The organism is Mesomycoplasma conjunctivae, assembly GCF_000026765.1.
GTDB classification, from domain to species: Bacteria; Bacillota_I; Bacilli_A; order Mycoplasmatales; family Metamycoplasmataceae; genus Mesomycoplasma; species Mesomycoplasma conjunctivae.
The window spans coordinates 191,160-204,676 of record NC_012806.1; the positions used below are offsets into that span (position 1 = coordinate 191,160).

Annotated in this window: 14 protein-coding genes; 10 read left to right on the plus strand and 4 right to left on the minus strand. The window is 26.7% G+C overall.

From position 1 onward, the window contains the following. Nucleotides 1-13 precede the first annotated feature (13 nt). Both MCJ_RS03760 and MCJ_RS03765 read right to left on the minus strand, forming a co-directional pair. Nucleotides 14-262, minus strand: coding sequence for an IS3 family transposase (locus MCJ_RS03760; RefSeq protein ID WP_012751412.1), 249 nt, complete (start codon nucleotides 260-262; stop codon nucleotides 14-16). Nucleotides 263-318: 56 nt separating this feature from the next. Beyond that, nucleotides 319-690, minus strand: a complete 372-nt coding sequence (locus MCJ_RS03765) for a hypothetical protein (protein WP_012751413.1) — start codon at nucleotides 688-690, stop codon at nucleotides 319-321. 462 nt (nucleotides 691-1,152) lie between these two features. On the opposite strand from MCJ_RS03765, the gene rpsL reads away from it, so the two are divergent. The 7 genes from rpsL to MCJ_RS01000 all read left to right on the plus strand — a co-directional run bounded on the left by rpsL (nucleotide 1,153) and on the right by MCJ_RS01000 (nucleotide 8,314). Further along, the gene (rpsL, locus tag MCJ_RS00975) at nucleotides 1,153-1,572 is read left to right on the plus strand and encodes a 30S ribosomal protein S12 (RefSeq protein WP_012751415.1); all 420 of its coding nucleotides are present in this window, start codon (nucleotides 1,153-1,155) and stop codon (nucleotides 1,570-1,572) included. A gap of 29 nt (nucleotides 1,573-1,601) precedes the next feature. Next, nucleotides 1,602-2,072 carry a 30S ribosomal protein S7 gene (gene rpsG / locus MCJ_RS00980; protein WP_012751416.1) on the plus strand — a complete coding sequence of 157 codons (471 nt, stop codon included), beginning with the start codon at nucleotides 1,602-1,604 and terminating at the stop codon, nucleotides 2,070-2,072. Between the two features lie 5 nt (nucleotides 2,073-2,077). Continuing rightward, entirely contained in the window at nucleotides 2,078-4,165 is a 2,088-nt protein-coding gene (gene fusA, locus MCJ_RS00985) for an elongation factor G (RefSeq protein ID WP_041594492.1), read from the plus strand. Between the two features lie 117 nt (nucleotides 4,166-4,282). Next, nucleotides 4,283-4,408, plus strand: a complete 126-nt coding sequence (locus MCJ_RS03815) for a hypothetical protein (RefSeq protein WP_276211264.1) — start codon at nucleotides 4,283-4,285, stop codon at nucleotides 4,406-4,408. A 2-nt stretch (nucleotides 4,409-4,410) separates the two neighbouring features. Then, on the plus strand, nucleotides 4,411-5,406 hold the full coding sequence (locus MCJ_RS00990; protein WP_012751419.1) for a hypothetical protein: 996 nt from the start codon (nucleotides 4,411-4,413) through the stop codon (nucleotides 5,404-5,406). Between the two features lie 396 nt (nucleotides 5,407-5,802). Beyond that, nucleotides 5,803-6,867, plus strand: coding sequence for an IS30 family transposase (locus MCJ_RS00995; RefSeq protein WP_231833531.1), 1,065 nt, complete (start codon nucleotides 5,803-5,805; stop codon nucleotides 6,865-6,867). A 283-nt stretch (nucleotides 6,868-7,150) separates the two neighbouring features. Continuing rightward, complete coding sequence (locus MCJ_RS01000) at nucleotides 7,151-8,314, plus strand: variable surface lipoprotein (RefSeq protein ID WP_129621931.1); 1,164 nt, start codon at nucleotides 7,151-7,153, stop codon at nucleotides 8,312-8,314. A 708-nt stretch (nucleotides 8,315-9,022) separates the two neighbouring features. Here MCJ_RS01000 and MCJ_RS01005 read toward each other — a convergent pair. Beyond that, nucleotides 9,023-10,384, minus strand: coding sequence for an MAG4530 family protein (locus MCJ_RS01005; protein ID WP_012751423.1), 1,362 nt, complete (start codon nucleotides 10,382-10,384; stop codon nucleotides 9,023-9,025). Next, a complete protein-coding gene (locus MCJ_RS01010; RefSeq protein ID WP_012751424.1) occupies nucleotides 10,375-11,112 on the minus strand; it encodes a hypothetical protein in 738 nt (245 codons plus the stop codon). Before MCJ_RS01010 ends, MCJ_RS01005 begins: the two co-directional genes overlap by 10 nt. A gap of 307 nt (nucleotides 11,113-11,419) precedes the next feature. On the opposite strand from MCJ_RS01010, the gene MCJ_RS01015 reads away from it, so the two are divergent. The 3 genes from MCJ_RS01015 (at nucleotide 11,420) to MCJ_RS01025 (ending at nucleotide 13,517) form a co-directional block, all read left to right on the plus strand. After that, on the plus strand, nucleotides 11,420-12,445 hold the full coding sequence (locus tag MCJ_RS01015) for a hypothetical protein (protein ID WP_012751425.1): 1,026 nt from the start codon (nucleotides 11,420-11,422) through the stop codon (nucleotides 12,443-12,445). A 145-nt stretch (nucleotides 12,446-12,590) separates the two neighbouring features. Beyond that, on the plus strand, nucleotides 12,591-12,776 hold the full coding sequence (locus MCJ_RS01020) for a hypothetical protein (RefSeq protein ID WP_012751426.1): 186 nt from the start codon (nucleotides 12,591-12,593) through the stop codon (nucleotides 12,774-12,776). 102 nt (nucleotides 12,777-12,878) lie between these two features. Continuing rightward, nucleotides 12,879-13,517 (plus strand): hypothetical protein, encoded by a 639-nt coding sequence (locus MCJ_RS01025; RefSeq protein ID WP_012751427.1) that lies wholly within the window; start codon nucleotides 12,879-12,881, stop codon nucleotides 13,515-13,517.

Genomic DNA, 13,517 nt, shown 5'->3' on the forward strand with positions numbered 1-13,517 from the left:
TAACAGTCTAATATTATTTTAACATCATAGCATATTGCTGTGGTGTTTTTCAATTTAAAATCGATTGAATTCTATAGTTGTTGTATCAAAATATATAATCTGCAATTATTTTTTTCAGATCTTCTAAAGTTATTTTGCTGTAATCTAATTCGTTTAAACATTCACTTTTTATAATTCTGGGAGGTTTTATATATAAAACATCAGTAGCAAAAATATTTCTATTTAATTTATCATTGTAGTCACGTTTAACAATATCCAGCAATACGAATTTGGTATTCTTAATTTCGCTCTTTCTTCTTTATTTTCTAATTTTGCATACTAAATTCAAATAGAAATATAAGCACTCAACCTTAAGCGACCATATCTACTTTTGTTATCAAGAAAGGATTTTTTAATTATTGCATCATTTTTGTGTTCTCTTACTTTTATAACTCTAGTTTTAGATTTTGCCACTGCTTGTCTGCATACATTAAAAATTTTTGCAGATTTGCTGTAGGAAATATTTAGTTTTTTGGCTTCACTAAGTTTTCCTGATTTTGATTTATTCTTGTTGATTTCGTAATATCTCTTAGCTATTTCTATTAATTCTTCTTTTGTAAATTCGTTTCAATCAGGTTCAATTGATTTTTTAGGTCTGCCACTCCCTGGCTTTCTGTTTGCACCTTTTTTATCTAATAATTGATCTTGCATACCATTATTATAGTATATAATAATTTTTTTGATTCTTTGAACTAGATGTTCTCTGGTTATAAAATTTGTATTTGGCTAAATATCATTTATATAATTTATTGTTTGTTTTAATCCAAATTCGTTGTAAATTTTATAAATCATATCAAACTCATTTTTTATAAAGTGTCTTGACATTAGCATTCTCCTTTTTGTTGCATTTGAAAATTTAAAAAAGCTAACACTTTTGGTGTTAGCTTTCTCCTAAACTTGAACAAAAAAGCCAACACCTTAGTGTTAACTTTTTTTGTCCTGGTTTATTCATGATATTGCTTTTTTATTTCATTGAATCATCTCTTCTGATGTAAAAGAGTCTTTAAAAATAAAGAATTTTATGAAAAAATCATTTTTTTTCGATACTTCCGCAAAAGTTGTTATATAATTTAAAACATTAAAAAATATTCATATTTAATTATTAAGGAAAAAATGCCAACAATATCACAATTAGCTAAAGGTGCTAGAGTTAAAAAAGTTGGAAAATCCAAAGTTCCAGCACTTAATTTAATATTTAACTCATTGCACAAAAAAGAACTAAAACTTTCTGCTCCTTTTAAAAGAGGAGTATGTACTAGGGTGGCAACAATGACACCAAAAAAACCTAACTCAGCTCTTCGTAAATATGCAAGGGTAAAATTATCTAATGGAATGGAAGTCAACGCTTATATTCCAGGTGAAGGTCATAATTTACAAGAGCACTCTGTTGTTCTAATTAGAGGTGGAAAAGTTAAAGACTTACCAGGTATTCGTTACCACATAGTTAGAGGTACTCAAGATACAACTGGTGTTGCTAAAAGAGCACAAGGTAGATCTAAATACGGAACAAAAAGACCAAAAGAATCTAAATAATTTTAAACTATATAATATAAGGAGATAATATGTCACGTAAAAAACAAGCCCCTATTAGACATGTATTAGTTGATCCAGTATTTAAATCTAAATTAATTACAAAAGCAATTAATACCGTTATGCTTGATGGTAAAAAAGTCACAGCACAAAATATTTTATATTCCGCTTTTAAAATTGTCGGACAAAAAACTGGAAAAGACGCTTTTGAGGTCTTTCAAGAAGCTATTAAAAACATTACTCCACAAACTGAAGTTCGCTCCCGCCGTGTTGGTGGAACTAACTATCAAGTACCAGTTGAAGTTTCAGCTCGTAGACAACAAACTTTATCACTTCGTTGATTAATTCAATTTGCACGTAAAAGAAATGAAAAAACAATGGATGTTAGATTAGCAAACGAAATTATTGATGCTTTTAACAAAACAGGTGGAGCATTCAAGAAAAAAGAAGATACACATAAAATGGCTGAGTCTAACAGAGCATTTGCTCACTTTAAATGGTAGGTATCATGGCAAGACAATTTGATTTAAAAGACTATCGTAATATTGGAATTATGGCACACATTGATGCCGGAAAAACAACAACAACTGAGCGAATTTTGTTTCACACAGGTAAAATTCACAAAATTGGTGAAACTCACGATGGGGTTAGCCAAATGGACTGAATGGAACAAGAAAAAGAACGTGGAATTACTATTACTTCAGCAGCGACTACCGCTTTTTGAAAAGGTAAAAGAATTAACATCATTGATACTCCAGGACACGTTGATTTTACAGTCGAAGTTGAGCGTTCTTTAAGAGTTCTCGATGGAGCAGTTGCTGTCCTCGATGCCCAATCAGGTGTTGAACCACAAACTGAGACCGTTTGAAGACAAGCTACCAATTATGGAGTTCCGCGGGTAGTCTATGTTAATAAAATGGACAAAGCAGGAGCCAATTTTGAAGCTTCTATTGAATCTGTGCGCACAAAATTAAACGGAAATGCTCGAGCAATTCAATTAAATATTGGCTCCGAGGCTGACTTCAATGGAATTATCGATTTAGTTGAGCTCAAAGCTTATAGCTACAATGGTGAAAAAGAAGAAGAAGAATTTGAAATTGCAATTCCTTCTGACTTATTAGATAAAGCTAAAATCATGCGTCAAGAATTAATTGAAGCAGTTGCTGACTTTGATGAAGAGTTGATGAATGATGTCTTAGAAGAAAAAGAAATTAGTATTCAAGCTTTAAAAGCTGCAATTCGAAAAGCAACTATTACTGCACAATTTTTCCCAGTAGTTTGTGGAACTTCCTTTAAAAATAAAGGTGTTAAGAAAATGATTGATGCTGTTATCGATTATTTACCTTCACCACTTGATGTGCCTGCAGTTAAAGCTTTCCGTGATGATGAAGAAATCAACATTGCGGCTAGCGATGATGAAGAATTTTCAGCACTAGCTTTTAAAATTATGAATGACCCTTTTGTTGGATCACTAACATTTTTTAGAGTTTACTCCGGAGTTTTAAACAAAGGAACATATATAATTAATTCGACCAAAGGTAAAAAAGAACGTGTTGGAAGAATTTTGGCCATGCATGCCAACTCACGTGAAGAAATTGAAGAAGTACGCACTGGTGATATTGGAGCTTTTGTTGGTCTCAAAGAGACTACTACCGGAGACTCACTGATTTCTGAAAAGAGTAAAAAATTTGTTTTAGAAAAAATGACTTTCCCAGAACCTGTGATTTCACAAGCACTTGAGCCAGCGACCAAAGCTGAAGTGGAAAAATTGGCTACCGGACTACAAAAATTAGCAAACGAAGATCCAACATTTAAAACTTGAACTGACAATGAAACAGGGCAAACTATTATTGCTGGAATGGGTGAGCTTCACTTAGATATCATCGTTGATCGTCTTAAAAGAGAATTTAATGTCAATGCTAAAGTTGGAAAACCTCAAGTTAGTTACCGTGAGACAATTACCAAAATTGCCGATGTTGAAGGAAAACACATCAAACAATCAGGTGGACGTGGACAATACGGTCATGTTTGAATTAAATTTGAGCCAAATCCAGATGGTGGATTTGAATTTATTGACAAGATTGTTGGTGGAAAAATTCCTAAAGAATACATCAAATCAATTCAAAAAGGACTTGAGGAAAAAATGGAAGCTGGAATTCTTGCTGGCTACCCAATGATCAATGTCAAAGCTACCCTCTTTGATGGTTCATTCCACGAAGTCGACTCTTCCGAAATGGCCTTTAAAATTGCAGCTTCTAAAGCTTTATCAAAAGCTAGAGATGCAGTAGGAACTGTGCTTTTAGAACCAATTATGGATGTCTCTGTTTTTGTTCCTGCAGAATATTCTGGAGATGTTATGGGAGACTTATCACGGCGTAGAGGACAAGTAAAAGAACAAGAAACTCGCTCTGATGGTGCAAATATTATTAGAGCAAGTGTGCCACTTGCGGAAATGTTTGGTTATTCTACCCAACTTCGTTCTATGACTTCAGGACGGGGAACTTACCAAATGCAATTTGATTTCTACGAAGTAACACCAAAACAAATTAGTGATACTATTGTAAAACAAAGAGCAATTAAATCTGACGAAGATTAATAATTAATTATATTTCAATTTAAAACTCACCCAAAAATGGGTGAGTTTTTTTCAAAAACTTGCTAAAAATAAATTTTTCATTTATAATTAAATTAATCAAAATTAAGGAGAAAAATTGTGAAAAAAACAAAATTGATAATAAATTTATCTTTGAGTTTTGCAGCAATTGCTGGTATTTCTACATTAGCATTTGTTGCATCAAATAAAACAAATGTTAACACTAAAATTGATAAATACATTTAATTATGACCATCTCAAAAATTGAAAAATTTATTAACCTCAAAATACCTAGCGATATTCCAAATATCCCATTATTGAGAGGTTTTTTATACATGCGCTTATTTTATTATTTAGTATTTAAACTAAATAATGATCCAAATAAGAAAAAATATTATTATTTGCCTATTTTTCTTTATTTTATTAGCACACCATTCTTGTATATTGTGTTTACTTATATTCTCTCGATTACTAATCAAATTGATTTTTTCAAAAATATTAAACATGATATTTTTCAGAATGATGTTTTCCGATATTTCTTAGAAATTATATTTTATTTTTCTACCTTTTGAATTTTTTCATATTTGACTACTACATTAGGTCAAAAAGTTTTTGATAAGCTTTTAAGGAAAATTATAATTAAAGCTAAAGGAAGTATTGACCCGACAAACCATTTTTCTTTTTTGGATAGTCTATACCTTGATAAATATAGTGATTACCGATGAGTTGAGAAAAAACTTACGGTCGATTATCAAGGTAATTCAGAAACTGAAAAGGCAAAAAAAACAACATTCAGAAGAAGATTATCAGTACGAGGTTGAAAATCTCCTTATATGTATATTGAAGACAATAATATTTCTTATATTTATGCATTCATATATTATGATTCTTATTTACCGCACGGTAGACCTCCAACTATCCCATTATTTTTCTATTATAATTTTATGTTAAGAATTTTCATTTTTAATAGTAAAAATAATATATATAATGAAATGAATAGAAAAAATAAATGATGATTTAAACTTACATATTTATCTTTAATTTCCTTAAATTTATTGATAGCTTACATATTTTATATTTTACTTATCAAACTTAACATTAATTCAATTTTTGAGAATAATTTGCCTTACATAAAATATTTTTTGAATATTCCTTATGTTATGTCATTATCAATTTATTATTTAAATATTTTTTATCACTTGTCAGGTCATAAGTGATTTATTTGATGAACATTATATAAATAAAAATCCTTCTTTTTTCTTCTAGTTAAGATAATCAAAGTACATCAAAATGTCTACTCAATTTAATAACTATTCATTCTTAAAGTAAAATGCACCAAGCAATAAATCTTGGTGCATTTTAGCTGCTTTTTACTATAAAATAAGTACAAGAAAAACGAAAGGTATAATAATTATAATATGAATTATAACAATAGAACAAAAATAGATTTTTGTGTTCATAAAAAACAAAAATATTCATGGGGTAATAAAACATTCTACAAAAACGAATTTGTTCATTACATTATCTAAGAACGTGACTGAGAAAACATTTTATCAAAGTCAAAAACAAGGTACAACAAAAATAATATTGGGCCATTACAATTAAGGTCTATTTTATTGCACTTAACACAGGATAAAACAATAGAGCAAGCGAGCAATTTTGTTGGTATTCAATCTAGGTCAATTAAAAAAAGATTTAAAGATATTGAACTTGAATTTAAATATGGGTATAGTAAATATCAAAAATCATGTCCGTTTTGTTTTTCAAAACTTAAAGGCAAACTAATTCGCGTAATAAGTGTTGATAAATTCATTGAATTATTAGATAATAGGCACTTGTTTAAAATAACACCATACAAGGAAAAAATAAAACATCGTTGAAAAGAAATTAAAGAACTTTACTTGCAAAAGAATTCTTATTACATAAAAAATAGACACTATTTAGACCCAAATCAAAAAGCTGTCAAGGAATCAGTACAAAACATTTTAAACCAATATTCAACAGCAAATAATAGCAATAATAAATATAAACAAAAGAGGAAAATATCAGTGTCTTCATTTTACCGATTCATTAGTATTATGGGGACAAAACAAATTCCAATTGATATTTTACCTTACAAGTCAATTGGAAAAGGAAAGAACTTAAAAGTTGTAAAACATGATACTAAAAAGAAATCCATTGGAAAAATAATTACGTTGCGTCCTGAGTCAATAAACAAACGATTGAATGACAACGACTATGAAATGGACACTGTTGTTGGCAAAACAACTGACAAGTATGTAATTTTAACATTGATAAATAGAAAAACCAGAATGTTTTACTTCACATTCACCAAAAGAAATGCAACATCAGTAAAGGAAAATTTATACAAAATTATCATTGAAAATAACTTAAAAATTGACACACTAACAATAGATAATGGTAGTGAAAATTACAAAATAGATGAATTGAAAGAAATTGCTCAAATCTATCATTGTCATCCATATTCTTCATATGAAAAAGGAAGTATTGAGAATTGTCACAAGCTTCTTCGAAGGTTTATTCCAAAAGGTAAATCAATAGATAAATACTTAGAATATGACACAAAAAACATATTCAATTTAATCAATTCTTATGCCCGAAAACTTGGTGGCGATTCATCAATAACTTCTGCATTCATAATACATAATCAATCACAAAAAATAAATCTACTATTGAAAAGATAACTTAAAAGTTCATTGATTTTTTTCTTTATTTATTACCAAATTAATAGAAAAATATTAAGGCAATTATTGGCTTAATTCTATTTTTCTATTTTTTTAAATTGATTTTTGGCTCTTATTTAAAATCAAATCTTAAATTTGTTATCATTTTAACAGCACTTACAAAAGTGAAGCATTTTACTTTAAGAATTTATATTTTAAGTGATTTTTTTTACTTTGTGCTTCTCATATATATATATATATATATATATATAATATATAATGTTTACATTTATAAAGGAGAATGATGAAAAAATCACTTAAAAAATTATTTATTTTTGGCTCATTGTCGCCAGTATCATTATTGCCACTTATTGCTCTTTCTTGTGCGAAATTAGAGAAAAAGCAAGATGATAAATCTAATGCCACAAATAATCAAAAAAAGCAAGATGATAAATCTAATGCCACAAATAATCAAAATCCAACGCCAGGGCAACAAATTAAAGCTAAAACTACATTTGAGGTTAAGTTAAACACTAATGAAAATATAGAATTTAAAGCTAGATTCAAAAATTTTGTTAATCAATTAAACCAAGCATCACAATCAAATGATGATTTTGTAAATGTATCTGTAAATTTTTTAGGCCAAAGTTTGTCTAAAAAATTTACAAAAGATGAATTCATGCAAAATATATTTAATAAAGTAGAAAAATTCGACTTTACAAATCTTAAACCAGATATTGGAACTGAAGAAATATTTGTGCAATTTGAAACCCAGTCTGATGCTAAAGAATTTGAAACACTACTACAAAAAGAATTTAATAATTTTTATGTAACTGAAAAATGATTTACAAATGAACTTAAAAATGCGATCGATAAAGTAATAAAAACTAAACTTATTAAAAATGGTAAAATATCACTTGATGATGCTAAAAAAAATAATAAAGAAACAGAATATCAAGCAGCAGAAAAAATGATTTTAGATTTTTTAAAATCACAAAATGTAACTCTTGAAAAGGATATTAGAATTACTAAAATTAATCAAGATATTAGGCCCGCTTGGTCATTAAATATTGAACTAACCAACACTAAAAACAATATTAAAACCAAAAATGTTAAATTAGACTTTAAAAAACCAAAATCAGATTGAAATGATAATAAAATCAATGAAGAAAATAGAGTTAGAACAATCGGTGCAAAACTAGCTAATCAACTTTCTGAATTATTTGACAATAGCTTCATTGAAAATTTAGGTAAAACAATTTATTTAATGGTATTAATTGACGATAAAAATGTAATTTCTAAGGTTTTATCGGAAAAAATTTCCAAATTTATTGTTAACAGTCTTAAAAAAGTTGGAACATTTGCATTTTTAGAAATTAAATTCATTGACAGGCAAGCTAATAAATTAGTTAATAAAATTATTACTCCATTAGTAACTAAAATCGAAAATGCTGCAAAAAATAAGTAATTATTGAATTGAATACTAATAAAAAAAGTAAACAAAATAAATTCGGACAAAAAAGCCAACACCTTAGTGTTAACTTTTTTTGTCATGGTTTATAAAAATCCTTATATTTTTGCCCCAACTGGGAAACATAGGAAAAGCAAAAAACATTAAAATGTTAAAGTAAAAAAAGCTAAGTGCACATGTTGCACTTGAACTTACTATTTAGGGCAACTTTCATTGTTTTACAATTTAAAGTTGCTTTTATTTTTTCAAGTATAAATTTAACAATTATTTATTTAAGCTTTCTTAATTAATATTAATGTTCTAATAATACAAGACAACGAGAATACAATTAATAGACAATTAGCAAAATATAGAATTATTGATATAGTAATGTGATTCTTATTATCAATAACATTTAAAACAAGTGAAATGAAAACGGCTATAAACATCATAACTGCTAATAATAAACAAGATACGATAACCAAAATTTTGTATTTAAAGATATGTATATAAACAGATGAATCAAGTGAAAAATAAAGAACAAAAGATAATAGCAATGCTATAAATATAAAGGTTAGAGACAAATTTGTTATAGATAAAAATACAAATGATTCAATACTGAATATGCGAAATAGCTGATTAAATCTATCTAATATTGGATAAATCGTAAGAATAAACAAACAAAGAATAATTGAAATAAGCGCGTATAGTTGAGAAAAGATTATTTTATTGTTTCGATTCATAAACTAGCTCCATTTTTTGATTCAATTCATATAATAAAATTTTTCTAACATCGAGCATATTGTTGTCTGCGCCATTTAATTCATTCAAAAAGGAATTAACTATTGGATTTTGTACATCTATATTTTTGTAGTACTTATTTAAAAAAACATTCTTTTCATACTCATTAGCAAAAGTTCATTTTAGAGATGAAAAATTGTTTTTGTTTAATTTAGGTTCATTAATAAATTTATCATATAAAGAATGTTTATTTTCAATGATCTTATTAATTCCATCACCAATATTTTTTACAAAAATATTTTTATCTATTAACTTAACAAAATTTCTAATGAATAAATACACTTCTGAAAAATTAATGTTTTTTGAATTGTTTAACTTGACGAATTCCAAAAATTTTTCAGTGTTTTGTGGCTTTGAGAAATCAAAAATATTTTTATTCAAATAAAATTGTAAGAAATAATTAGACAAATACAAATACGAAAACGCTTCTGTAATTTTTTTATAGTTTCAATAATTATTTTTGCTTAACAAAAATGCTAAATCAATATAAGAATTCTTAATTTTGACTTCGTAATCTAATTTGGATATTTTATCGTCATTATTTACTAAATATAATTGAAGTATTTGGTGCATTTTCATAGCGATCATGAAATTTATATTTGGAATCTTAATATTCTTTTTTGCAGTAATAAAGCTTTTAGGAATGTATTTTGAGTATAAAACTTCAATTTTTATATTGTTGTACTGATATTTGCTAGCAGCAAAATCTTTGAATTTTTCTTCAAGATTTTCAAGCGACTTAGCATCAATGTATTTTGTCTCATTTGAAGCAGAAGCGAAGTCTAGATCATTATTTTTTCTTCAAAAGTCATTATAAGCAAAATTTATTGAACCACTACCATGGAGAACTAAACCTTTAGAATCAAAAAAGGAAATTAAATTTGTATTTAATTTATCACTTGTGCTATTTTTTGCACTAATCATTTTGAAAATATCATAGTGAAAATTAATGATAAGATAAATCTTAAATCATTTTAGTGCTCTAAAAATATTGAATTCAAAATATTTGTTAATCATGATAATAGACATGGTTTTGATAAAACCATAAAAGCATGCTCAAAACAAAAGAATAAATATTATAGGTATCACAAAATAACCGCTACTTTTGTTGGAATCTTGTGGAAAAGAGTGACCATAAAAAGAGGGATCAATAATAGCTACTAGTCCAAAAAAAGCCATTATCGGTAAAAAGATAAAAGATATAAACAAGAGAATATATTGAGAATAAAGTTTTTCCTTAATTAATTTAAACTGATGAATTAAATGAATTTTGTCTTCTAGTATCATGATGATGAGCCCCAGTAATCTTCTCTTAAATAATCATTATAAAGTGTATGTGCTTTTTGATATATACCATGTATAGTATTGAACGATCCTTCTACTTTATTTCTTGCAATTAGAACAGAGAAATAGTCTCATCAATTATAATTTATGTTATTAAGAATATCTTTAGCAAAGATAAGTCTATTTTGTAACTCTTCAATATTTTTATTTTTAGAAACTTCCATAATTCCCTTAAAAATATGAATAATAAAATCAGATGAATAATTTAAAAATTTTTCACTTCTTTTCAATAAACCAAGTGCTGTAAAAATAGTTTTGCCAGCAAAAATACCGGTATCAATAGGTTTAATACCTGTTTTTCCGCTTTCATAAAGGGCATCAAAGAAATCACCAACAGCCGCAGACGCGTCTCACAAAGGATTTAATTTATATAAGAATGAATGCAAGTCGCTTAAAATATTTTTGGCAGTTTTATGAAAATCTAAATATGTCTGTATAGCTCAAAAAAGTCGATGATTTATAGTATTTCAATCGTCGTTTGTAACAAAATCATTTACTGTTTTATTTTTGCTTGAAAAAGGCATCAAAGTTGAATTATTATATTCTGTTTTAATTTCTGTAATTTCCTTATCAAAAATACTTTTCAAATTATTTAGAGTATTTTTTAATACTTCAATAGAAAAGTTTTTATTATTTTGTTCTATTTGTGGTTGCGAATTTACAATAATCATTTTTGACTCCTTATAATTAATAAGAAATTAATTATATTTTACCAAATTAATAGAAAAATATTAGGCATATTATTGGCTTAATTCTATTTTTCTATTTTTTTAAATTGATTTTTGACACTTATTCAAAATAGAATCTTAAATTTGTTATCATTTTAACAGTACTTACAAATGTGAAGCATTTTACTTTAAGAATTTATAACCGGATACATTTTTTATTTATCTAATTTGATTTCGATTGAATTGGTAAAAATTCATTATTTAATTAATTAAATAATTTTATAATATAAAAATCATGTAAATAGGTAATATGAAAGTAAATAAATTTTTATCAGTAGCAAGTATATTTAGTGTTAGTTCATTTTCAATATCTTGTGCTAAAACAAACAATGATATTAAGGATCCTGAGAAATCCAAACAACCCGATAGAGATACTAACACTAACCCTTCTAAAGGCTCTAGTGGCCAGAAAGATGGGGAGGATAAATCAGATTCGCATAAAAGTGAGTTAAGGAATCAAAAAGATATTTTGCTTCAAAGAATAAATCTTATTGAAAAGCACTATAAATCAATTAGTCTTGAAAAAGCAAACGATATTCTTGAATGAAAAAAACAAATTAATAGTGCTAATAATAAAAATAATCTCGAAGTTTTACACAAAAAACTAATTGATATTTTCTTAGTTCCTTTAACAAAACAAGATTATCTTGATGTGTTAAATTATATTAAAGCCAATTTTGAAATTCAAGTAACAAAAATTGATGAAATCAATTCAGAAAATGTGGAAAAGGTAAAAGCATTAAATGATAATCGAGCAATAGTAAATGCTTATAATAAAGCTAAAAACTCATTGATAAACCTTATCAAACCTTTATTTGATGAAAAAGTTAAGAAAGGAGTTGAATTACCTGCATCCCCCGAATCACACAAAGCTTTAAGAATTTTAGAGAGACAAATTTTCGATGACAAAAAATATGCATTAAATAAATGAGTGAAAATATTTAAAGAATCACAAAATGTCTTTAGATTTATTGACAAAGAAGAATACAACAAGATTATTGAAATTAATAATGAGATTAAAAATTTAGACGAAAATCAAATCAATGCACATATTCGAAATATCAAAAAAACCTTTATCAAAAATTTCGAAAAATATGTTGAATACAACAAAAAATTAGAAGTTATCATCGAAAAATTTAAAGAATTATTGGCAAAAATTGCTGCATATATTGAAAAAAGTAATGATGCTGAGCTTAAAAAACAATTGAAAAGTTTGTTGCAAAAATGGATTCATCAGACTCGATTCAAGATAAACAAAAAGTTGTTGATGAATTAAATGATTTTTTAGAAAAATACACTCGTTTCAAACAAAAATAATGACTTTATTCGAGACAGCATTCAAAGAAATGATGTCTTAAAAAACTTGCTAAAAATAAATTTTTCATTTATAATTAAATTAATCAAAATTAAGGAGGAAAATTGTGAAAAAAACAAAATTGATAATAAATTTATCTTTGAGTTTTGCAGCAATTGCTGGTATTTCTACATTAGCATTTGTTGCATCAAATAAAACAAATGTTAACACTAAAACAAATACAAAATATCAATCAGAATTTAAATCAATATTACAACAAGAGTCACAAAAAATTTTAAAATCTCTTAAATAAGATTCAGTTCAATCATTTTCATCAAATCAAAGTGATGAATTCAAACCTGCAATTAAAGACCTTAATAAATTTGAAAAAAGCTACAATCAATTTATCAATAAGTTGTTTGAAAATCCAGATTTAGATCCAAAACAACTAGCCAAACAAACATTAGAGTCACAAGGAATATCACAAAGTTTAATTAATAAAATATTCAATTCTAATCCAGGTGATATTTCTGCCACAAAGTCTTCTAGTTCAAAATCCTTTTCTATAAAAGAGTTTTCATCTTTTGAAGAAAATAAAAATTTAACATTTGATGAATTAGCAAATAAATTATGAAGGCAACATGTGCTCAATGCCTCATTTGCCGCTATTAATTTTGGATTAGCCATTGCACATGCAGCCTCTTTTAATTTTTTTAGCGCAGTTGCTAGTGGAACAGCTGGAGGGTTATTGACTACACTTTCAGTTAAGTATAAGGAAATGTATAATGAATTGGTAAATAGTAATAATTGAAATAATCTAAAAACTTATTCAATTGGTACTATTCAAACTATATCTAATATTTGATCAGATACCACTTTAATTCTTAGTGTTGCTAAAGTAACTAAAAAAATAAATAATCTAATTAAAGAAATAAAACCAATAAAAACATTATTGAAAGGTGTAAGTTGGCTATCTTCGCCTATTCCAGGTATTATAGATTTTATTGACACGATTCAAAATATATTATCTATCTTTATTGATGAATACATTTAA